This window comes from Rhizobium sp. BK538 (assembly GCF_014197575.1).
Taxonomy (GTDB): domain Bacteria; phylum Pseudomonadota; class Alphaproteobacteria; order Rhizobiales; family Rhizobiaceae; genus Rhizobium.
Genome location: NZ_JACIFT010000007.1, coordinates 1 through 21,665 on the forward strand (window position 1 = coordinate 1; position 21,665 = coordinate 21,665).

The 21,665-nt window shown below is 61.3% G+C and carries 15 protein-coding genes; 7 read left to right on the plus strand and 8 right to left on the minus strand.

The genetic code is table 11. The annotated features are described in order from the left end of the window. The 4 genes from hemA to FHX09_RS10010 form a co-directional block, all read right to left on the minus strand. Positions 1–626, minus strand: a 626-nt coding sequence (gene hemA, locus FHX09_RS09995; protein ID WP_184449966.1) for a 5-aminolevulinate synthase, incomplete at its 3' end; no start/stop codon positions are given. 193 nt (positions 627–819) lie between these two features. Beyond that, positions 820–1,617 carry a xanthine dehydrogenase family protein subunit M gene (locus FHX09_RS10000; RefSeq protein WP_007796883.1) on the minus strand — a complete coding sequence of 266 codons (798 nt, stop codon included), beginning with the start codon at positions 1,615–1,617 and terminating at the stop codon, positions 820–822. Positions 1,618–1,629: 12 nt separating this feature from the next. Further along, positions 1,630–3,975, minus strand: a complete 2,346-nt coding sequence (locus FHX09_RS10005; RefSeq protein ID WP_132588548.1) for a xanthine dehydrogenase family protein molybdopterin-binding subunit — start codon at positions 3,973–3,975, stop codon at positions 1,630–1,632. A gap of 82 nt (positions 3,976–4,057) precedes the next feature. Then, complete coding sequence (locus tag FHX09_RS10010; RefSeq protein WP_132588549.1) at positions 4,058–4,549, minus strand: (2Fe-2S)-binding protein; 492 nt, start codon at positions 4,547–4,549, stop codon at positions 4,058–4,060. A 267-nt stretch (positions 4,550–4,816) separates the two neighbouring features. Here FHX09_RS10010 and FHX09_RS10015 point away from each other — a divergent pair, with 267 nt between their 5' ends. The 3 genes from FHX09_RS10015 (at position 4,817) to FHX09_RS10025 (ending at position 13,361) form a co-directional block, all read left to right on the plus strand. Further along, the gene (locus FHX09_RS10015) at positions 4,817–5,080 is read left to right on the plus strand and encodes a YMGG-like glycine zipper-containing protein (protein ID WP_037083409.1); all 264 of its coding nucleotides are present in this window, start codon (positions 4,817–4,819) and stop codon (positions 5,078–5,080) included. Between the two features lie 172 nt (positions 5,081–5,252). Then, positions 5,253–7,184 carry an autotransporter assembly complex family protein gene (locus FHX09_RS10020; RefSeq protein ID WP_184449871.1) on the plus strand — a complete coding sequence of 644 codons (1,932 nt, stop codon included), beginning with the start codon at positions 5,253–5,255 and terminating at the stop codon, positions 7,182–7,184. A gap of 54 nt (positions 7,185–7,238) precedes the next feature. After that, positions 7,239–13,361: a translocation/assembly module TamB domain-containing protein gene (locus FHX09_RS10025; RefSeq protein ID WP_132588551.1), complete on the plus strand. Its 6,123-nt coding sequence runs from the start codon at positions 7,239–7,241 to the stop codon at positions 13,359–13,361. Here FHX09_RS10025 and FHX09_RS10030 read toward each other — a convergent pair. Beyond that, a complete protein-coding gene (locus tag FHX09_RS10030) occupies positions 13,358–13,786 on the minus strand; it encodes an Lrp/AsnC family transcriptional regulator (RefSeq protein WP_007796901.1) in 429 nt (142 codons plus the stop codon). The two genes, FHX09_RS10025 and FHX09_RS10030, sit on opposite strands and share 4 nt — an antisense overlap. A gap of 128 nt (positions 13,787–13,914) precedes the next feature. Here FHX09_RS10030 and rocF point away from each other — a divergent pair, with 128 nt between their 5' ends. The 4 genes from rocF to FHX09_RS10050 all read left to right on the plus strand — a co-directional run bounded on the left by rocF (position 13,915) and on the right by FHX09_RS10050 (position 17,566). Then, the gene (gene rocF, locus FHX09_RS10035; protein ID WP_007796904.1) at positions 13,915–14,850 is read left to right on the plus strand and encodes an arginase; all 936 of its coding nucleotides are present in this window, start codon (positions 13,915–13,917) and stop codon (positions 14,848–14,850) included. An 11-nt stretch (positions 14,851–14,861) separates the two neighbouring features. After that, entirely contained in the window at positions 14,862–16,061 is a 1,200-nt protein-coding gene (rocD, locus tag FHX09_RS10040) for an ornithine--oxo-acid transaminase (RefSeq protein WP_183719667.1), read from the plus strand. A gap of 94 nt (positions 16,062–16,155) precedes the next feature. Continuing rightward, complete coding sequence (locus tag FHX09_RS10045; protein WP_184449873.1) at positions 16,156–16,914, plus strand: glycerophosphodiester phosphodiesterase family protein; 759 nt, start codon at positions 16,156–16,158, stop codon at positions 16,912–16,914. 175 nt (positions 16,915–17,089) lie between these two features. Further along, positions 17,090–17,566 (plus strand): chemotaxis protein CheW, encoded by a 477-nt coding sequence (locus FHX09_RS10050; protein ID WP_007796914.1) that lies wholly within the window; start codon positions 17,090–17,092, stop codon positions 17,564–17,566. A gap of 153 nt (positions 17,567–17,719) precedes the next feature. Here the strand turns inward: FHX09_RS10050 and FHX09_RS10055 are convergent, their stop codons facing one another. The 3 genes from FHX09_RS10055 to fdhF are packed head-to-tail and all read right to left on the minus strand — an operon-like array spanning position 17,720 to position 21,661. Beyond that, positions 17,720–17,965, minus strand: a complete 246-nt coding sequence (locus FHX09_RS10055; protein ID WP_007796916.1) for a formate dehydrogenase subunit delta — start codon at positions 17,963–17,965, stop codon at positions 17,720–17,722. Then, positions 17,955–18,782, minus strand: coding sequence for a formate dehydrogenase accessory sulfurtransferase FdhD (gene fdhD, locus FHX09_RS10060; protein WP_007796919.1), 828 nt, complete (start codon positions 18,780–18,782; stop codon positions 17,955–17,957). The genes FHX09_RS10055 and fdhD overlap by 11 nt, the downstream gene beginning before the upstream one ends. Next, positions 18,782–21,661, minus strand: coding sequence for a formate dehydrogenase subunit alpha (gene fdhF / locus FHX09_RS10065; protein WP_132588554.1), 2,880 nt, complete (start codon positions 21,659–21,661; stop codon positions 18,782–18,784). Before fdhF ends, fdhD begins: the two co-directional genes overlap by 1 nt. Positions 21,662–21,665 lie beyond the last annotated feature (4 nt).

Below are 21,665 nucleotides of genomic sequence, written 5' to 3' on the forward strand. Positions count from 1 at the left end.
ATCGCGCCGTACTTGTCGGCGAGATCGCAAATCTCCTTGATCGGCGCGATATCGCCGTCCATCGAATAGACGGATTCGAACGCGATCAGCTTCGGTGCCTTCGGATCGGCGGCCGCCAGCTTGGCTTCGAGATCGTGGATGTCGTTGTGCTTCCAGATCACCTTCTCGCACTTGGCATAGCGGATGCCTTCGATCATCGAGGCGTGGTTCAGCGCATCGGAAAAGATGATGAGGCCGGGGATCTTGGCGCCGAGGGTGCCGAGCGCGGCCCAGTTGGACACATAGCCCGAGGTGAAGATCAGCGCCGCTTGCTTGCCGTGCAGGTCGGCCAGCTCGCGCTCGAGCAGAACGTGGTAGTGGGTAGTGCCAGAGATATTCCGGGTGCCTCCCGCACCCGCGCCACAGTGATCGATGGCGTTCTTCATCGCCTCGATCACCTTCGGGTTCTGACCCATGCCGAGATAGTCGTTGGAGCACCAGACCGTGACTTCTTTCGGGCCGTCCGCCGTGTGCCGCGTGGCGCGCGGAAAGCTGCCGCGGTGACGCTCGAGATCGGCAAAAACGCGATAACGGCCTTCGCTGTGAAGCCCGTCCAACTCGTTTTTAAAGAACGCTTCGAAATCCATCATCTGCTCCAGTATCGTGCGAGCGTTCTTGCCAACGGACGCGCGCACGTCAACCCCTTCCCCTCCGCTTTACCATCAACTGCGGCAAAAGGCCCATAGTCTTGAATTATCTTAATTCGAAAAAGCTGGTTTTGGCCAGACGCAGCGAAGGATCGCGAGGCACCAATGCCACCTCGCGATCAGACTGGTTTCGTCAGCCTGCCTCGGCGACAGCGCGTTTGGCCATCACTTTGATCAGGTTGGCGCGGTATTCCGCGCTGGCATGCAGGTCCGACATCAGCCCGGCAGGATTGACATCGACGCCTGCCACAGAGCCCGGAGACCAGTTGGCGTTGAGTGCGGCTTCCATGGCCGTCTCGCGGAAGACGCCGTTCGATCCGGCCCCCGTGACGGCAACCCGCGCGCCGCCGGCCCCTTTGGCAACGAAGACCCCCGTTATCGCATAGCGCGATGCCGGATTTGGAAACTTCGCGTAGCCGGCCTTGTCAGGCGCCTCGAAGCTTATCGCCGTCACCAGTTCGCCATCCTCCAATGCCGTCTCGAACAGACCGGTGAAGAAGTCATCGGCGGGCATCTCACGCTTGTTGGTGATGATGTGGGCATTCAACGCCAACATGGCGGAGGGGTAGTCGGCCGCAGGGTCGTTGTTGGCGATCGAACCGCCGATCGTACCCATGTGGCGGACATGCGGATCGCCGATCGTACCGGCGAGGTCGCAGATCGCGGGACAGATCGCACGCAGAGCCGCCGACGCGGCGACTTCGGCATGCGTCGCCGCCGCCCCGATGGTCACCTTGCGACCATCGACTTTGATGCCCTGCATCGCCGGAATATGCCTGAGATCGACGAGGTCGCTTGGCGCGGCGAGGCGTTGCTTCATCGTCGGGATCAGTGTCATGCCGCCGGAAACATATTTGCCTTCCGACGTTCCCGAAATCATCCTGACGGCTTCATCGACCGAGGACGCGCGGTGATAGTTGGTCTGATACATCGTCGTTCCTCCTCAATGAACCGCGCGTGCCGCCATCCACACCTTCTGCGGCGTGGCCGGCATCGTCAGCATGTTGTTGCCGATGGCATCGGTGATGGCATTGATGAGTGCTGGGGGGGACCCGATCGCGCCGGCCTCGCCGCACCCCTTGATGCCGAGCGGGTTGCTCGGGGACGGCGTCACCTGATGCGAGACCTTGAACGACGGCAGGTCGTCAGCGCGCGGCATGGCGTAATCCATGAAACTTGCCGTCAACAGCTGGCCGTTTTCGTCATAATGCACGGCCTCGAGCAGGGCCTGACCGATACCCTGTGCGATACCGCCATGAACCTGCCCCTCGACAATCATCGGGTTGATGATGTTGCCGAAATCGTCCGCTGCGACGAACTGGATGATCTCCGTCTTGCCCGTTTCCGGATCGACTTCGACTTCACAGATGTAGCAGCCGGCCGGGAAGGTGAAATTGGACGGGTCGTAGAAGGCGGTCTCCTTCAGCCCCGGCTCCATGCCGCCCGGCAGATTGTGCGCGGTATAGGCAGCAAGCGCCACCTGGAACCACGGGAGGCTCTTGTCGGTACCGGCAACTTTGACCTCGCCGTTCTCGATGACGATATCGCCCTCGTCGGCCTCCATCAGATGGGCGGCAATCTTCTTGGCCTTGGCTTCGACCTTGTCGAGCGCCTTGACCACGGCAGACATACCGACGGCGCCTGAACGTGAGCCGTAGGTGCCCATGCCCATCTGCACCTTGTCGGTGTCGCCATGCACGATCGACACGCTCTCCAGCGGAACGCCGAGACGATCCGACACGAGCTGCGCGAAGGTCGTCTCATGCCCCTGGCCGTGGCTGTGGGACCCGGTGAGCACTTCGATCGTGCCGACCGCATTGACCCGCACCTCGGCCGATTCCCACAGGCCGACACCGGCACCAAGTGAGCCGACCGCCTGCGAGGGGGCAATTCCGCACGCCTCGATGTAGCAGCTCATGCCGAGACCGCGTTTCATCCCACGGCTCGCCGCTTCGGTCTTGCGCGCCTGGAAGCCGTTCCAGTCGGCGGCCTGCATCGCAGCATTGAGGGATGCTTCGTAATCACCGGCGTCATAATTCATGATGACAGGCGTCTGATGCGGGAAGGAACGGATGAAGTTCTTCCGCCGCAGCTCGGCCGGTGAGATGCCGAGCTCGCGTGCGGCCGTTTCCATCGTCCGCTCGAGCAGGAAGGTCGCCTCCGGCCGGCCGGCACCGCGATAGGCATCAACCGGTGCGGTGTTGGTATAGACCGTACGCACATTGGCATGGATCGCCGGAATATCGTACTGGCCGGACAGCAGGGTCGCGTAGAGATAGGTCGGAACCGCCGACGAAAAGAGCGACATATAGGCGCCGAGATTGCAGATGGTGTCGACCTTCAGCCCGATGATGCGGTTGTCGCTGTCAAAGGCCATTTTCACCTTCGACACATGATCGCGGCCATGTGCGTCCGTCAGGAAGGCCTCCGTGCGATCGGAATTCCACTTCACCGGCACGCCCGTTTTCTTGGAAGCCCACAGACAGACGATCTCTTCTGGATAGATGTAGATCTTCGATCCAAATCCGCCGCCGACATCGGGGGCGATCACCCGCAGCTTGTTCTCGGGCGCGACATTGTAGAACGCGCTCATCACGAGGCGCGCGACATGCGGGTTCTGGCTGGTGGTGTAGCAGGTATAGTGATCTTCGGCGGCGTCGTAGATACCGAGCGCAGCGCGGGGCTCCATCGCATTGGGCGACAGGCGGTTGTTGTGAATCTCGATCTCGGTGACGTGTGCCGCTTCGGATATAGCCTTGTCGGTTGCGGTGCCATCGCCAAGTTCCCAATCGAAGATCAGATTGTTCTGAGCTTCCGGGTGAAGCTGCGGCGCCCCCAATTTCAGCGCCTCGACCGCCTCGACGACAACGGGCAATTCCTCATAGTCGACGACGACGGCTTCTGCGGCATCCCGTGCCTCCGCAAGGGAATCGGCGACAACCACGGCGACGGCATCGCCGACATAGCGGACGGTCTCCACTGCCAGCGGGCGCCAGGCCCCCATCTTCATCGGCGAACCATCCTTCGAATGGATCATCCAGCCGCAAATGAGGTTGCCAATCCCGTCGGCGAGCAACTGCTTGCCATCGAGCACGTCGATGACACCGGGCATGGCTTTGGCGGAGGCTGCATCGATCCCGTTGATTTTGGCGTGTGCATGCGGACTGCGGATGAAATAGGCGAATTTCATGCCCGGCACGACCATGTCGTCCGTATAACGGCCCTTGCCGGTCAGGAACCGCTTGTCTTCCTTTCGTGCGACGCGTGCACCAATTCCTTCAACACCCATGATGTCCTCCCAATGGGGTTTCGGGCCTGGCATTCCGCCAAAGAGAATCGTGTTCGGCAGTCAGCCAGACAATTCCTGAGAGCTATTCGGCCGCCTGCTTGGCAACGCCATGCATCTGCTCGTTGGCAGACAGGACGGCTTTGACGATGTTGTGGTAGCCGGTGCATCGACAGATATTGCCGTCGAGCTCGTGGCGAACCGTCTCCTCGTCCAGGTGACCGCCGTGACGCGAGATCATGTCGACGGCCGTCATCACCATACCAGGCGTGCAAAAGCCGCATTGCAGGCCGTGATGCTCCTTGAAGGCGGCCTGGACAGGATGCAATTCGCCGTTGCTGGCAAGCCCCTCGATGGTGGTGATCGTCGACCCCGACGCCTGGACGGCAAGGATCGAGCAACTCTTCACCGACTTGCCATCCATGTGAACGACACAAGCACCGCATTGGTTGGTATCGCAGCCGACGTGCGTTCCCGTCAGACCGAGTTTTTCGCGAATAAAATGGACAAGAAGCGTGCGCTCTTCACAGTCGCCACTCACTGCCCGGCCGTTCACCGTCAGTTTCACTTTCGCCATGATTTCCTCCTCGCGCCTCCTCCAGGCACGGACGGTATCATTTGACTTTTTCGCTTTGGGATCAACCACTACTTTAGGGAGGCTAATTAAATTCGGCGCGTTCGGTTGCGCCGAATTTAGGCGAAAGTTGCAACGCCAATTGTGCGAAAAACCAAACGCCGAAAGGGTTGCTCTTTTTGCGCCACAGTTTGACGATTAGCATGACAAAAACAAGAATCAGGGACGGCCACCGCTCTTTGAGGGCGACCAACCTAGGAGAAGAATTTGATTAAGAAGATTGCTGTATTCGCTTTGATTGGACTTTCGATCGCAAGCTGCACGCCGACACAGCAGGGCGCCGGCATCGGTGCAGCATCCGGCGCGATCATCGGGGGTGCGGTGACGGGAAATGTTCGCGGAGCCGCCGTCGGTGCGGCTATTGGCGGCGTTTCGGGCGCCCTTATCGGTCGTGTCGCTGAGCAGCCGGGACAGTGCTACTATCGCGACGAGTATGGTCGCCGCTATATCGACGATTGCCGCGGCGGTTATTGAGCCGACGCAAAATCATCCCGAAATCCCGGGTTCGCAGCCCGGGATTTCTGATTTTTTCCACCATTTCAGCGCTTAAGCGATTTAAAACGGTACACGCCGAGGAAATTTGCCGCTAAGGTTGCCGCCGGCCGGGGGGCGCGAAGCTTAATTCCAGTGTAACCAAAAGCGGCGGATGCAAACTAGAGGGACGGTACCGAAACCGGGTATAGCGTATCGGCGCGCAGGCACCATGTTGGTCGTCGCGGCTGCGTTCACGTTTTCGCCGGCGCTCATCTCGGAGGCTTTCGCCTTCAAGCTTTTCGGCATCACTTTGTGGGGCAAGGACGACGAATCGGCCAGCGACCAGATACCGGATCCGGTTCGTTACGACGTGACGCTGACGACCGACAGCAACGATGCCGATCTCAAGGAGGCACTGGAAAACAGTTCCCGTCTCGTCGGCGACAAGGACCGGCCTGTCTCCGGCGACCTGGGCGTCGTTGTCAAGGCCAGGGACGACCGCGAACGGCTGATCGCCGCTCTCTTCGAGAAGGCCCGCTACGGCGGCGTGGTGACGATCAGCGTCGATGGCCGCGATATCGACGCCCTCCCGCCCAATCCGACCTTCAATCGCTCACGCCCCGTCCCTGTGACGATCAATGTCGCCGCAGGCCCTGTCTTCAAGGTCCATGAAGTGCAATTCGGCGGGGACGCCGCACGCCGCGATCCGGCGGATTACGATCTTGCTCCAGGTGAAACGGCCGGTTCGCTGACCATCATCAAGGCTGGCGACAAGATCGTCGAGCAGCTGAAAAGCGAAGGCCGTCCGCTGGCCAAGTTGACGACCCGCAAAGTCATAGCCGACCACAGAACGAACACAGTCAACATTGTGCTCGCCGCCGAAGGCGGTCCGGTCGCGCCGATCGGCGACGTCGGCGTCAGCGGCGAAAAAACCGTTCGACCGGGCTTCATCCAGCGCTATTCAAGGCTGAACAGGGGTGAACAGTATTCGCCGGAGACCTTGAAGAAGGCGGGAGACCGGCTACGCGCATTGGGCGTCTTCTCCAGCGTCACCATCCACGAGGCAGACGCACTGGCGCCGGACGGAACATTGCCGATGACGATCGAAGTGTCGGAAGGCAAGCAGCGCTACCTCGGCGTCGGCGCCCAGTATTCGACAACGGACGGCTTCGGCGTCAACGGTTACTGGGGTCATCGCAATCTCTTCGGAGAAGCCGAAGCGCTGCGCATCGAAGGGTCAGTGGGCCGATTGGGCGAAACGACCAATATCGGCGATCTCGACTATTCCGCCGGTGTCGCCTTCACCAAACCTGGCGCTTTCTCTCCGGCCGCGACCTTGCGGGCGAGCATCCTGGCCAAGACTGAGAACCCCGACGCCTACGCCGCAAAGCTCGTCACTGCCTCTCTCGGGCTCTCTTACGAGCTATCCGATCTGGATACGATCACGGGCTCCGGTGAGGTAAGCTGGGAACGCGATGACGATGCCTTCGGCAAGAACAGCTACCTGACCTTCTCTTTGCCGTTTCAGTATGACCGCGATGCGCGAGACAACAAGTTCGATCCGACCGAAGGCTATCGGGCGATGCTGAAAGCGACGCCGAGCTACGAGGCCTACAATGGAACCTTCTTCTCCGGTTTCGAGGGCTCGATTACCGGATATCAGGGCCTGGGAGCGGAAGACCGCATCGTTCTCGCCGGAAAGCTTTCCGCGGGCTTTCTTCTGGGGGCAGACGATCTCCAGAATATTCCTGCCACACGTCGATTCTTTGCCGGCGGCGGTGGTTCGGTTCGCGGCTATGGCTACCAGGAAATCTCGCCGCGTAACGCCGACAATGAGGAGACTGGTGGCGCCTCTTATGTCACTGCCTCGTTCGAGACCCGAGTGAAGATCACGGATACGATCGGCATCGTGCCATTCATCGACGTCGGGACGGTTTCAGCCGACATAGCGCCCGATTTTTCCGACATTCGGGCCGGTGCGGGCATCGGCATCCGCTATGCAACGCCGTTTGGTCCGCTGCGGCTTGATTTTGCGGTACCGCTCAACAAGTACGAGGATGGCACGGATTATGGCATCTATGCCGGCATCGGTCAGTCATTCTAACACACTCGCGGCTCACTGCGCTCGTGCGCCTTGAGCCGCCATAGAAACGGAGTAATGTCCGCGACCATGCAGACACTGGCGAAAATCTTGAATTGGATCGTGCGGCTGCTCGGCTATTCCGCTGGGGCCGCCCTGGTCCTGCTTGCCATCGCCATCGGTATCTTCGGCTTCACATCCTTCGGTGCACGCATCGTCGCCGACAGGGTCGCCTCGAGCCTCTCCAACCGGGACATGACCATCAAGGTTCAGGACCCAGAGGGGCTGCTGACCGGCGGGCTGCGTGCCAGCCAGATCGTACTTTCCGACACAAAGGGCGTCTTCGCTCAGATCGACGGCCTTGCCATAAACTGGAATCCCCTGACTCTCCTCACCGGCAGGTTCCACGCCAGAAGCGTCGAAGCCGCGGCAATCCACGTGCTGCGACAGCCCGTCCGCACGCTCCCCTCACGTCCGGCTGCGGCAGGCGAAGCCGACAGTGGCTTTTCGCTGCCGATCAAGATCGACATCGACAAGATCGCCTTGCCGGAGATCAACCTCGCCCAGCCGCTGATCGGGCGGGCCTTCTCGCTTGCAGGGGACGGCAGCGTGCGCGCCGACAACGAAGGCGGGAGTGCGTCGATCAACGTCCACCGTCACGATGCTCCGGATGCAAAGCTGATCGCCGATGTTGCTTTCATGCCGGATCGCAATCAGTTGCGGCTGAAGGCGAAGCTGACGGAACCGAAGGGTGGGCTGCTCGCGGGACTGCTGGCACTGCCCGGCAACCCGGCCGTCGAAATCGACCTGACGGGAGACGGACCGATTTCGGATTGGCGCGGCCAACTCCAGGCCGCTCTCGACGGACAGCAACGCGCCTCGATCGAAGCACGCCACACGCTAACGCCGGAGAGCCTCCATCACCTTGACCTCAAGGGCGGCGGCGACCTCAGCTCCCTGCTGCCGGCTGCCTTCCGCCCCCTCTTTGCGGGCCAGACGAACATCGACCTCGCCGCGAACTTCGATAACAGAGGCAAGATCGATATCCAGACCGGCAATTTGGCAACCGGCGCCGTAGTGATCGCTGCATCGGGCACTCTGGATCCGAAGGGCAAGAACAGCCTGAACGCCAATCTGTTGGGAACGTCAGGCCCGGTCGATTTCCGCTGGCCGTTAGCCGAAGGCGAAGCCCGCTTCCTGATCTCCGGCGTCAATCTTTCGTTGACGGGCGATGCCAAGGCCTCCCGCCTCAACGCGAGCGCTTCGCTCGATTCCGCCGTGCTGCCACAGGGGACGATGGGCAACGTGAAGCTGACGGCAAAGAGCGACAACTTCAATCTCGCCGGCCGCTCGGGAAGCGTTCAGATTACACTCGCTGCAGGTGACACGTCGTTCGTCAATCCCGACATCAACCGGGCAATTCAAGGCCCCGTCACGGTAACGCTACCGCTGCAAATCTCGGCCGATGCGCTTGGCTTCAACGGCGCGACGATCGAAAGCGCAGCTACGAACGCAAGCCTCAACGGTTCCTACAAACTGAGCGCCAGCTCGCTGACCGGCAACGTCAAGCTGACTGTCCAACCTGCGGCGCTGCCGCCTGCGGTCGCAACGCGTTTCAGTTCACCGATTGTGATCGAGGGCCAGGTTGCAGGAACGGTTCCCTCGAAGTTCAACATCTCGAACCTCTCCATCAAGTCGAGCGCTCTCGAGGCTACAGGCGGCGTGGTGCTCGACGAGGACACGCTCGATGCCAATCTCTCCGGTCGCGTTCCAAATGTTCAGGCGCTACTTGAAAGCGCGACAGGCGAGCTGACCTACCAGCTGAGCGCAAAAGGCAATGTCTCCGCTCTCGCCGTGGCAGCTGATATCAAGGGCCCGTCACTCGTGATGGCGGGCCGGCAGGTCAAACAGCTCGACATTAACGTTTCGGGAACGGCGGACCCGAAGGCGCCACAGGCGGAGATTACCGCCAAGGGCACGATCGACGAGCAGCTAATCAATGCCGGCACCGCCGTTCAAGTGGTGGACGGGAAAGTGCAGCTTCCTTCGATCGTCGCCGACGTCGGCAATAACCGCCTGACAGGCCACGTCGAACTATCTTCTGCTTTCCAGCCGACCGGACAGGCGACGTTCGACTTTCCGGACCTCGGCCTTCTCGCTGCGCTTGCCGGTCAGAAAGCGGAAGGTGACCTGAAGGGCTCCATCGATATTGCCAACGACAACGGCAAGATTGCACTCAAGATTGTCGCTTCCGGCAACGGCTTGAAGCGCGACACATTTGCCGTCGTCAAACCCGACATCAACGTTTCTGTCAGTGACCTGAAGGCCTTTGCCGCGAACGGCACGATCAAGGCAGAAGAGCTTGCCTCCGGTGCTAACAAAGCCGAAGGACTGGCGCTGAATTTCGCCCAGCAACAGAACCGGACAAACTTCGATCTCGGCGCCACCTATGATGCCAGTCCCTTGGTCGCATCTGGCAATGTCGAGCTGAACGCCGGCACAACGCTGCTTCGCCTCGACCGTTTCTCTGCGAAGCCGCGCAACATTCCAGTGGAGCTCGCATCACCGTCGGCGGTGTCAATCAGTGGCGGTACCGTAACGCTGAGCGCGATGGAGTTGACGACCGGCGACGGCTCGGTTCACGTGACCGGCACAGTCGGCGAAACTCTCGATATCAAGGCTGACATACGGGATCTGCCCGCAAGCCTTGCCAATAGTTTTGTCCCGAAGCTCGATGCCGCAGGCACGATCTCGGGCAAGGTTGCCGTGACTGGCACGCCGGCAGCGCCGATAGCCAACTTTGACCTGGATTGGAAAGATGCCGCCACCAGCCAGACAAAGGGCGCCGGCCTGTCGCCGCTGGCGATCGGTGCAAACGGGACCTTTGCCAACAGCACGCTCGATTTTCAAACGCGCCTCAGTGGCAAGGGCGGCGTATCGCTGAAGGCCGGCGGTAGTGTCGTGACCGGCGGCCCGAATGCGCAGTCGCTGAAAGTCGATGCCGATATCGTCAACATCCCGGCCGGATTGGCGAATGCATTTGTTCCTGATCTTGCCGCCGAAGGCTCGATCTCCGGCAACGTAACGGCAGCCGGAAAGCTGCCTGCCCCTGCGTTCGACTTCAAACTGAATTGGAAGAACGCCGCAACGAGCCAGACCAGAAGTGCCAAGCTCTCGTCGCTTGGGCTGACGGCGAGCGGCAACCTCAAGGACAATATTCTCAACTTCGACGCTGACGCACGCGGTAGCGGCGGTATGTCGCTAGAGGCGACGGGCAATTTCGTCGTTGCTGGCGCCGACGCTCAGACGCTGAAACTCGACGGCCAGCTTGCCAATATTCCGGCGGCACTCGCCAACAGCTTTGTCCCGAATCTTGCTGCGGAAGGCATGATATCGGGAACCGTATCGGCCTCGGGCAAGTTGCCGACGCCGACAGCAACCTTCGATCTGGCTTGGAAGGATGCAGCAACCAGCCATACCAAGGCAGCCCGCCTAGCCGGCATCAGGTTGACGGCAAAGGGAAACTTCGCAGATGAAAAGTTGACCGTCCAGAGCGACCTTAGCGCGAACGGCGGTGTGGCGTTGAAGGCGTCCGGCAACGTCTCGCTGGCAGGAACGAAAATCTTGAACCTCACTGCCGATGCGACGATACTGAACGTTCCCGCGAGCCTGGCAAACGCCTTCGTTCCCAACCTTGGCGCCAGTGGCACGATCTCTGGCATGGCATCCGCTTCCGGAACGCTTCAGCAGCCGACGGCAAGCTTCGACCTCACCTGGAAGGACCTCGCAACCACCCAGACGAAGGCGGCACGCCTCTCTGCCCTCGCACTCGGCGCCAAGGGCACATTCGCGAAAAACACACTCGATTTCGAGACGAATCTCGACGGCGATGGCGGCTCTGCCCTGAAGGTGAAGGGCAAGCTTACGGTTGAGGGAACGGTCGTGAAGGGTCTGCAGGCAGATGCGACGCTCAGCAACCTTCCCGCCGCGCTGGTCAACAATTTCATGCCTGATCTCGGTGCCGAAGGGACGATCTCGGGCACGGCGACAGCCTCTGGCTCGCTCCCGATTCCTGCCGTCGATTTCAAGCTCGACTGGAACAATGCTGGAACCCGTCAGACGAAGGCTGCCGGCCTTTCCGGTCTTCGGTTGAACGCTGCCGGCAACCTTGCCGACAACAAGATTTCCTTTGACGCGACGCTGAACAGCAGTCGCAGTACCTTGCTGAAAGCGAAAGGTACGGCGAACCTGCAAGGCGCCAGCGTCCAGGGCCTCTCGGTCGACGCCGACATCGTGGATCTACCTGCAAGCCTCGCCAATGGCTTCGTCCCGAACCTCGGCGCGCAAGGAACGATATCAGGCACCGCGAAGACCTCAGGGACGCCGAACAGCCCGATCATCGATTTCAAGCTGGACTGGAAAGACGCCGCAACGACGCAGACGAGGGCATCCGGTATCCGGCCGCTTTCGGCGAACGCGAACGGAAAGCTAGTGGATGGCAGGCTCGATTTCACGACGAATTTGAGCGGCAACGGCGTGTCGATGAAGGCCGGAGGCAACTTCGTCATCGCTGGGCAGAATGCCCAATCGCTGGCCGTAGATGCCGATATCTCCAACCTGCCTGCTGGCCTTGCTAACGCATTCGTGCCCGGGCTGGCCGCCGAGGGCAACATTTCGGGCTCGGTCAAGGTATCGGGCAAGCTGCCTTTGCCGGCTGTAGACTTCAACCTCGACTGGAGGGGTGCTGCCACCAGCCAAACCAGAAGCGCCGGACTTTCGCCGTTGAGCATCACTGCAAACGGAAGGCTGAAAGACGACCGGCTGACGATCGATACCAATCTGGCCGGCGACAGCGGACTCTCCCTGCGGGGCGGCGGCAGCGTTACGATTACGGGCAATCGCGCGCTCGATATGCGCTTTTCCGGTAATCTGCCATTCGCCGTGCTCGGTACGCAGCTTGCCGCCCGGGGCTTCGTTGCCGAGGGCACCGCCAGTCTCAATCTGCAGATCAGTGGAACCGCCACCGCGCCGTCCATCAACGGCACGGTAACGACCAGTGGCGCAAGGATCGTCGATGTCCGCCGCAACTTGGCGATCAACAGTCTGACCGCGGATATCCGCTTTAACGGCAACGAGGCGGTGATTTCGCGGCTCACCGGTCAACTCGCCAGCGGCGGCAGCGTCTCGGTGTCCGGCAGCATTGGGATACAGCCGGCCTCCAACTTCCCCGCCAGCATCGACGTTAAACTCGACAGGGCGGTCTATGTCGATGGAACGCTGGTGGTGGCGACTGTTGACGGCACGCTCGGTTTGCGCGGTCCGCTGCTTGCCAACCCCACTTTGAACGGCAGGCTGCGGCTGGAGAGAGCTTCGATCACCGTCCCCGAGAGGCTTCCGACCTCGCTGCGCGAGATCGACATCAGACACGTAAACGCCCCCAAGGCGGTTCTGGCGCAGTTGCGCGACGAGACACAACAGGGCGCTCGTGCAAAATCCAACACCATCAATCTCGATCTTCAGCTGGACGCTCCCTCACAGATCTTCGTGCGTGGCCGCGGCATCGACGCCGAACTCGGCGGCAGCGTCACGATCAGGGGAACGGCGGCAGAACCGATCGTTTCGGGCGGCTTCACCATGCGGCGCGGCCGCCTGACAATTTTGAACCGACGGCTCGATTTCACCAACAAAAGCCGTATAACATTTGCCGGCGATCTGACGCCTGCGCTTGAGATGGAAGCCAGTTCGACCTCCGGCTCCACGACGCTGACAGTCGATGTAACCGGGCTGGCAACCGACCCCTCGATCACCTTCTCTTCGTCTCCAGCCCTGCCGCAGGACGAGGTTTTGGCGCAGCTGATCTTCGGGCAATCGATGTCGCGACTGTCGCCGGTTCAGATCGCCCAGCTCGCCGATGCCGTGGCCCAGTTGGCCGGCGGTCGTTCCGGATCGCTGTTCCAGGGCCTCCGCAACCAGCTTGGCGTCGACGATTTCGACATCAGTACCGATGCCAAGGGCCGCACCAACGTCAGCGTCGGCCGCTATCTCAACGACCGGACCTATTTCGAACTGCAGCAGACCACCGGCAAGGGCGGCGCGAAGGCGATTATCAATCTCGATGTCGGCCGCGGTGTGAAGCTGCGCGCCGGCGCGGGTGGCGACGGTGCCGGTGAAGCCGGTATCGTCTACGAGCACGAATACTAGAAGCTGGCCTTCCTGGTCTTCAGCAGGATGTTGGTTTCTGTCGTATTGATGCCATTGATCAGCCGGATGCGGCGCAGCGTTTCGTCGAAGGAGACGAGATCGCGGTCCTCAAGTTCGGCAATGAAATCCCATTTCCCGTTGGTGCTGTGCAACGCACGCACCTGCGGCAGACCGCGAAGCTGATCGGCGACCTTGTCCGCAAGCTTGCCCAGCACCTCGATCATGACGATCGCGCGCACGCCGGCCGCGCGGGTTTCATGGCCGGTGCGGACGGTGAATGCAGCAATGGTGCCGTTGGCAACCAGCCGGTCGATGCGCGCGGCGACCGTCGCACGGGATGCACCGGTCATTGCTGCTAGCGAAGAAACCGAAGCGCGCGCATTGTGTCGCAAAGCGCTGAGAAGTTCCTGATCAAGATCGTCCATGGCTTTCACTTTGTCGAAATGCACTTATCAAACTGATCAATGATAGCGCATAATTGGCACTTTTTCATCTATTTGTCGCCGTGCCGATATTTCAATATGCTTCCGAAAACGCGAGCTGGAGAAAAAGCATGCAGCCACAGGCAAGATCGGTCACGCTCATCGGAGCACCGCTGGAAGAGGGTTCGGGACGCAGAGGTGCCGCCATGGGTCCGGCCGCGCTTCGCATTGCAGGCGTCGATCAGACGCTGGTCGATCTTGGCTATGATGTGGTCGATGCCGGCGACGTGCATGTCGTTCCGGCGCGCGATCTCCCGAACCATCCGAAGGCACACAATCTGCGCGTCGTCGGCGCATTTACCCGCGCGCTCGAAGCCGGTGTCTATGAGGCCGCGGCCGCCGGTCGATTTCCGCTGATCCTTGGCGGCGATCATAGCCTGTCGATGGGCACCGTATCCGGAATGGCGCGCTACGCGGCCCAACAGGGTCGGCCACTCTTCGTCCTCTGGCTCGACGCTCATTCCGATTTCAACACGCCCGCCACCTCGCCCTCCGGCAACATCCATGGCATGCCGGTCGCCTATTTCTGCGGCAAAGCCGAACTTGCCGAGATTCTGCCGAAGGAACGTTCGTTCGTTGATCCGCGCAACGTCTTCCAGGTCGGGATCCGGTCGGTCGACGCGCCGGAGCGGGAGCTCATCAAGGAGCATGGCGTCAATGTCTTCGACATGCGCTGGCTCGATGAACAGGGTGTGGCGGCGACGATGCGTCAGATCCTTGGTATGGTCTCCAATGCAAACGGCCTGCTGCACGTAAGCCTTGATGTCGATTTCCTCGATCCGGAGATCGCGCCTGGCGTCGGCACGACGGTGCCCGGCGGCGCGACCTTCCGTGAGGCGCATCTCATCATGGAGATGCTCTGCGACAGCGGCCTCGTCTCCTCGCTCGACCTCGTGGAGCTGAACCCCTTCCTCGACGACCGCGGCAAGAGCGCCCGGATCCTGGTGGAGCTGACGGCAAGCCTCTTTGGCCGCCGCATCTTCGACCGTCCGACCCGGGCCGCCTGAGGAGAACCGACATGAGCAATTCCAAGAACCTGATCGACACCGAACAGCGCCTCGGCGCCCACAATTACAAACCGCTCGATGTCATCCTCACCCGCGGTGAAGGCGTCTACGTCTGGGATACGGATGGCAAACGGTATCTCGACTGCCTGTCGGCCTATTCGGCGGTGAACCAAGGACACTGCCATCCGAAGATCCTGGCAGCGATGGTCGAGCAGGCCGGCAAGCTGACGCTGACCTCCCGCGCCTTCCGCAACGACCAGCTCGCACATCTTTATGAAGAACTCGCGGCGCTGACCGGCTCGCACAAGATCCTGCCGATGAACTCGGGCGCCGAAGCGGTCGAAACCGCCATCAAGGCCGTGCGCAAGTGGGGCTACGAGGTGAAGGGCGTGCCTGAGGGCAAAGCCGAAATCATCGTCTGCGCCGACAATTTTCACGGCCGCACGCTCAGCATCATCAGCTTCTCGACGGACCCCGACGCGCGCACCGGCTTTGGCCCCTACACGCCCGGCTTCCGGACGATTCCCTTCGGCGATGCCGACGCGTTCGCCGCCGCGATCAACGAGAACACGGTCGCAGCGCTGATCGAGCCGATCCAGGGCGAGGCGGGCGTCATCATCCCGCCGAGCGGCTACTTCAAGCGCGTGCGCGAACTCTGCACCGAAAACAAAGTGACGCTTATCCTCGACGAGATCCAGACAGGTCTTGGACGCACCGGCAAACTGCTGGCCGAAGAGCACGAGGGGATCGAAGCCGACGTGACGCTGATCGGCAAGGCACTCTCCGGTGGTTTTTATCCGGTCTCGGCAGTGCTCTCCAATTCCGAGGTGCTCGGCGTCTTGAAGCCAGGGCAGCACGGCTCGACCTTCGGCGGCAATCCGCTTGCCTGCGCCGTCGCGCGCGCGGCATTGAGGGTGCTGACGGAAGAAGGCATGATCGAGAACGCCGAAAAGATGGGCGACTATTTCCTGGAAGGACTGCGCTCCATCCGCTCCAACATCGTCAGGGACGTGCGCGGCCGCGGGCTGATGATGGCGGTCGAGCTCGTGCCGGAGGCGGGCGGCGCTCGCCAATATTGCTACACGCTCAAGGATCGCGGCCTGCTTGCCAAAGACACGCACGAGAACACGATCCGCCTCGCCCCGCCGCTCGTAATCACCAAGAGCCAGGTCGACTGGGCCGTGGAGCAGATCGAAAAGACCCTTGCCTAGCGCTAGATTGCCGCAAGAGACAACTGGTGCGCCGGCTATTTGAAACCTAGGGTGAGCCCGATCGAATGAGTCGAGCTCGCTTGTAAGGGAACATATGGCCATCGACCTATGGAAACGCGCGCCGGACCGTTGCCCGCTTGCGGTAGCGCATCGCGGGGGCGCAGCGCTGGCTGCAGAAAACAGCATCTCTGCCTTCAAGGCTGCTGCGGCTGCCGGCGCCGACGCTATAGAGACCGATGTCCGGTTGACGTGGGATAGCGTCCCCGTTTGCGTTCACGATTCGGATCTCTATCGACTTTGCAATGACCCACGGGCCGTGTCAGATCTGGACCTTGCGACACTGCGCAGCCTGCTGCCAAGCGTAATGACCCTTGGGGAAGCCCTGGCAGCCTCTGACCCTTTGGGCATCCTGTTGGACATCAAACTGAGCCACGAGGAACCGATTGCGCAAATCATACCCGAGGTTGCGCAGCTCGGTGCCATGCGACGCGCGCTCATTGGACTGCGTAGTATTGCGCTGATCGGCGCCGCCCGTCGTTTGTCGAACGACATCGCGATCCTCGCCTTTCTCGAGGATCCCGTCTGCGCTGGTGCGACACACGCAGCCGGAGCGGACTGGTTCAGATTGTGGCAGGGGTCGGCGACAGCAGCATTGTCTGACGCCGTTCGTGAGGCGGGAATGCGTGTTGCTGTCATGGTTGGGCAACCTCGTTCGATCGCACTCCCGGAATATCCGCCCTTTCCGGTGGGCCACGTCGATCAGCACGGCCTGGAGCGCATCCTCGCCATCGCACCGGACGCAATTCTCCTTGACGATCCACGAATGATGACGCGACGCACCACTTCCGACTAGCCAAAAATCAGCTGCCTCAGTTTAGATTTAGGCAACACTCTTCCATTAAGGTCCGGAGTAACCGTATCGATACTCCTCCTCAGGAAGAGCACGCGCGGTTTGAAGGCAAAGTCCATCTGCGCCAATGGTGGTGCGGTTGCTTCTGCCCTGGCTTTTGACGGTTGGGACAATACTTATGGCTACGATCAATTCCACGAACTTCAGCGGCGATACGCTGGAGATCATTGCCTTCAGACTGCACGATCAGGAATTCTGCGTTAAGACGACGACGATCCGCGAAATCCGCGGCTGGGCACCATCGACGCCGATCCCGCACGCGCCGGCCGACGTCATCGGCGTCATGAACCTCCGCGGCTCGGTAATCCCGATCATTGATCTCGCCTTCAAGCTCGGCATGAAGAGCACGGTCGCCAACGAGCGCAGCGCCATTGTCGTGGCCGAAGTCCACAATATGGTCATCGGCATGCTGGTCGATCGCGTCTCGGACATCCTGACGATCTCCTCCAGCCAGGTTCAGCCGGTCCCTGAAGTCACGGCCTCCTTCGATCGGGCTTTCTGCGAGGGCATCATCGCCTCGGAGAACGGCATGATCTGCTTCCTAAACCTCGCCAAGATGTTTAAGGAAAGCGAGACAGACGATCTCGCCGCCTGATATCAGCCCCTTGCCGATATAAAAAGCCGCCCTCAAGGCGGCTTTTTGTTGACGGATACAATCGCAGGAGGGCCGTAGCGCAGACTGGCCCGACCGATGCAGGCGGCAACGCGTCGCTGTCGGCTTCCAGCGCCCGCCTTCGCCACCGAGGTCCTAGTTGGGTGCGCCCGCTACCGGTTCTGGCCGTTTGATCAACGGTGCGGCCTGGATAACGAGTGGGCTGAGGCCATGGGTGTCACCCTCCAGGATTTCGAAGAGTTGACGCCGCATGCGCGGCTCCCAGAATTTGTTGATATGCGTTGCCACGCCCTGCGCAGCTTCACTCTGCGGCTGGCTCTTGAAGAAGATCGCGATCTGATTGGCCATATAGACAAGTTTGGACTGGGTATCATGCGACATCGGAAATGCTTCCTGGCTGGATGCGGTGCGGATGCGTGAAAATCTCGAAGTCCTCGCCACGCACCAAGGCGACGAGGGTCATGCCGGCTTCATCGGCCGTGCGAATGGCAAGGGCCGTCGGCGCCGAGATGGCGACAAGAACGGAACTGCCGAGGATGGCCGCCTTCTGCACCATCTCGACGGAAAGGCGACTGGTCACGGCAACGATGCCGTCGGCTCCGGATTGCTGTCGAGCGATCACCGCGCCGCAAAGCTTGTCGAGTGCATTGTGACGGCCGACATCCTCGCGCACCGCAAGCAGCCCCTTGCCCGGCAGGTAGAAGCCCGCGCCATGCACCGCCCGAGTCTCGCGATGCAGCGGCTGTGCGCCATTCAGCAACGAAACCGCTTCGACGATGTCTCGATAGGTCACTTTGAGTGCCACCGCGGCCACATCCGGAACCTTGCGGACGGCTTGTTCGATCGACTCGATGCCGCAGAGCCCGCAGCCGACTGGCCCGGCCATGCTGCGGCGGCGAACTGTCAGCGCCGCAGCAATCTCGTCGACCAGAGCGATCTGGACGTCGATGCCCTTCTCACTCTCGACGATCTCGATCCCCGCGATCTGCCCGCTATCGGAAATGATCCCTTCCGTGAGGCTGAAGCCGATGGCGAAATCCTCGAGATCGCCGGGCGTTCCCATCATCACGGCATGCGTGCTGCCGCCGTAGGAGAACGCGATCGGCACCTCCTCGGGAACGATCCGCTCGCCCGGCATGACGACACCGCCGCTGCGGGCGGTGCGCTTGACGGCGACGCGGGTCGGGCGGTCAATCATCACTGCGCGGGCTCCAGCTTGCTCACAATCCGGCGGCTCTGGCGTGCCTGCTCGTCGTAGTCGCGCTGCCAGTCGGTCGGGCCGTTGGAGGGCGAGACCTGGACCGCCGTCACCTTGTATTCCGGGCAGTTCGTCGCCCAGTCGGAGAAGTCTGTGGTGATGACGTTCGCCTGCGTATCCGGATGGTGGAAGGTCGTGTAGACGACGCCGGGCGCGACGCGGTCGGTGATCAGGGCACGCAGCGTCGTGTCGCCCGAGCGGCTCGTCAGCTTCACCCAATCGCCATCGCGAATACCGCGCTGTTCGGCGTCGTGCGCATGGATCTCCAGGCGGTCCTCGGGATGCCAGACGACGTTATCCGTGCGGCGCGTCTGTGCGCCGACATTGTACTGGCTAAGGATGCGCCCGGTGGTCAGCAGCAGCGGGAAGCGCGGCCCGGTCCTCTCGTCGGTCGCAACATATTCGGTGCGGATGAACTTGCCCTTGCCGCGGACAAACCCGTCGACATGCATGATCGGCGAGCCTTCTGGATGCGCCTCATTGCAGGGCCACTGCACGGAGCCCATCTTGTCGAGATAGTCATAGGAGACAAGCGCGAAGCTCGGCGTCGTCGCGGCAATCTCGTCCATGATCTCGGAGGGATGCGCGTAGTTCCAGGCAAGGCCCATGGCCTGCGCCATCTTCTGCGTCACCTCCCAATCGGCATAGCCGTTGCGGGGGCTCATGACCTTGCGAACGCGATTGATGCGGCGCTCGGCATTGGTGAAGGTGCCGTCCTTCTCGAGGAAGCTGGAACCGGGCAGGAAGACATGCGCGTAGTTCGCCGTCTCGTTCAGGAAGAGGTCATGAACGACGACGCATTCCATGGCAGCGAGGCCCGCGGCGACGTGCTTTGTGTCGGGGTCGGACTGCAGGATATCCTCACCCTGCACGTAGAGCCCCTTGAAGGTGCCATCGACCGCAGCATCAAGCATGTTCGGGATGCGCAGACCCGGCTCATTGCTGATCTTGACACCCCAGAGCTTCTCAAAGATATCGCGTGTCGCGTCGTCGGAGATGTGGCGATAGCCAGGCAGTTCATGCGGGAACGAGCCCATGTCGCACGAACCCTGCACATTGTTCTGGCCGCGCAGCGGGTTCACGCCGACACCGGGACGGCCGATATTGCCGGTGACCATGGCGAGGTTGGCGATCGCCATGACCGTCGTCGAGCCTTGGCTATGTTCGGTGACGCCGAGACCGTAATAGATCGCGCCATTGCCGCCGGTGGCATAGAGACGCGCCGCACCGCGCACCAGATCGGCTGGAACGCCGGTGAACTTCTGCGATGCTTCCGGGCTATGATGCGGCTCGGCGACGAAGCTTGCCCAGTCCTCGAATTCGGACCAGTCACAACGCTCGCGGATAAAGGCTTCGTTGAACAGCCCCTCGGTCACGATCACATGCGCAAGCGACGTCAGGATCGCGACGTTCGTGCCGGGCTTCAGCGGCAGGTGATAGGATGCCTCGACATGCGGCGAGCGCACGATATCGGTGCGGCGCGGATCGATGACGATGAGCTTGGCGCCTTGCCGCAACCGCTTCTTCAAGCGCGAGGCGAATACCGGATGCCCGTCGGTCGGATTGGCGCCGATAATGACGACGACATCGCTCTTGTCGACGCTGTCAAAATTCTGCGTGCCCGCCGACGTGCCGAACGCCTGGCCGAGGCCATAGCCGGTCGGCGAATGGCAGACACGGGCGCAGGTATCGACATTGTTGTTGCGGAAACCGGCGCGCACCAGCTTCTGCACCAAATAGGTTTCTTCGTTCGTGCAGCGAGACGATGTGATGCCTCCGACAGAGTCGCGGCCATACTGATACTGGATGCGGCGGAACTCCGACGCGACATGCGCGAAGGCCTCGTCCCAAGTCACTTCGCGCCAGGGATCGGTAATCTTCTCGCGGATCATCGGATTGAGAATGCGGTCCTTGTGGCTGGAATAGCCGTAGGCGAAGCGGCCCTTGACGCAGGAATGGCCGCGGTTGGCCTGCCCATCCTTCCAGGGCACCATCCGCACCAGCTCTTCGCCGCGCATCTCCGCCTTGAAGGAACAGCCGACGCCGCAATAGGCGCAGGTCGTGACGACGGAGTGTTCCGGCTGGCCGATCTCGATCACCGACTTCTCGATCAGCGTCGCCGTCGGGCAGGCCTGGACGCAGGCGCCGCACGAAACACACTCGGAGGATACAAAGTCCTCGTGCATGCCGGCCGAAACACGCGAATCGAAGCCGCGGCCTTCGATGGTCAGCGCAAAGGTGCCCTGCACTTCCTCGCAGGCGCGAACGCAGCGCGAGCAGACGATGCACTTTGCCGGATCGAAAGTGAAATAGGGGTTGGACTCGTCCTTCGGTGCCCATTTGAGGTTGAGATCGCCATTGTTGCGCACCTTGACGTGATTGTCGCCATCATAGCCATAGCGCACGTCCCGCAGACCGACCGCACCCGCCATGTCCTGCAACTCGCAATCGCCATTGGCCGCACAGGTCAGACAGTCGAGCGGATGATCGGAGATGTAAAGCTCCATCACCCCGCGGCGGACATCCTTCAGTCGGCTGGTTTGCGTCGAGACCACCATATCAGGCGCAACCGGCGTCGTGCAGGAGGCCGGCATGCCGGCGCGCCCCTGCACTTCCACCAGACAAAGCCGGCAGGAGCCGAAGGCTTCCATCATATCGGTGGCACAGAGCTTCGGAATCTCGATGCCGGCATCCATCGAGGCGCGCATGATGGACGTCCCCTCGGGCACCGTCACTTGGTTGCCGTCGATGGTGAGCGTCACCATGGTTTCGGAGGTCGAGGCCGGCGTGCCGTAGTCGGTTTCGTGGACGAGAGGCATAGTC

Excerpts from the sequence above, each read along its gene's own strand:
- FHX09_RS10000 (WP_007796883.1), bottom strand. The coding sequence starts at position 1,617 with ATGTATCAGACCAACTATCACCGCGCGTCCTCGGTCGATGAAGCCGTC.
- FHX09_RS10005 (WP_132588548.1), bottom strand. The coding sequence starts at position 3,975 with ATGGGTGTTGAAGGAATTGGTGCACGCGTCGCACGAAAGGAAGACAAG.
- FHX09_RS10010 (WP_132588549.1), bottom strand. The coding sequence starts at position 4,549 with ATGGCGAAAGTGAAACTGACGGTGAACGGCCGGGCAGTGAGTGGCGAC.
- FHX09_RS10020 (WP_184449871.1), top strand. The coding sequence starts at position 5,253 with ATGCAAACTAGAGGGACGGTACCGAAACCGGGTATAGCGTATCGGCGC.
- FHX09_RS10025 (WP_132588551.1), top strand. The coding sequence starts at position 7,239 with ATGTCCGCGACCATGCAGACACTGGCGAAAATCTTGAATTGGATCGTG.
- FHX09_RS10030 (WP_007796901.1), bottom strand. The coding sequence starts at position 13,786 with ATGGACGATCTTGATCAGGAACTTCTCAGCGCTTTGCGACACAATGCG.
- rocF (WP_007796904.1), top strand. The coding sequence starts at position 13,915 with ATGCAGCCACAGGCAAGATCGGTCACGCTCATCGGAGCACCGCTGGAA.
- rocD (WP_183719667.1), top strand. The coding sequence starts at position 14,862 with ATGAGCAATTCCAAGAACCTGATCGACACCGAACAGCGCCTCGGCGCC.
- FHX09_RS10045 (WP_184449873.1), top strand. The coding sequence starts at position 16,156 with ATGGCCATCGACCTATGGAAACGCGCGCCGGACCGTTGCCCGCTTGCG.
- FHX09_RS10050 (WP_007796914.1), top strand. The coding sequence starts at position 17,090 with ATGGCTACGATCAATTCCACGAACTTCAGCGGCGATACGCTGGAGATC.
- FHX09_RS10055 (WP_007796916.1), bottom strand. The coding sequence starts at position 17,965 with ATGTCGCATGATACCCAGTCCAAACTTGTCTATATGGCCAATCAGATC.
- fdhD (WP_007796919.1), bottom strand. The coding sequence starts at position 18,782 with ATGATTGACCGCCCGACCCGCGTCGCCGTCAAGCGCACCGCCCGCAGC.
- fdhF (WP_132588554.1), bottom strand. The coding sequence starts at position 21,661 with ATGCCTCTCGTCCACGAAACCGACTACGGCACGCCGGCCTCGACCTCC.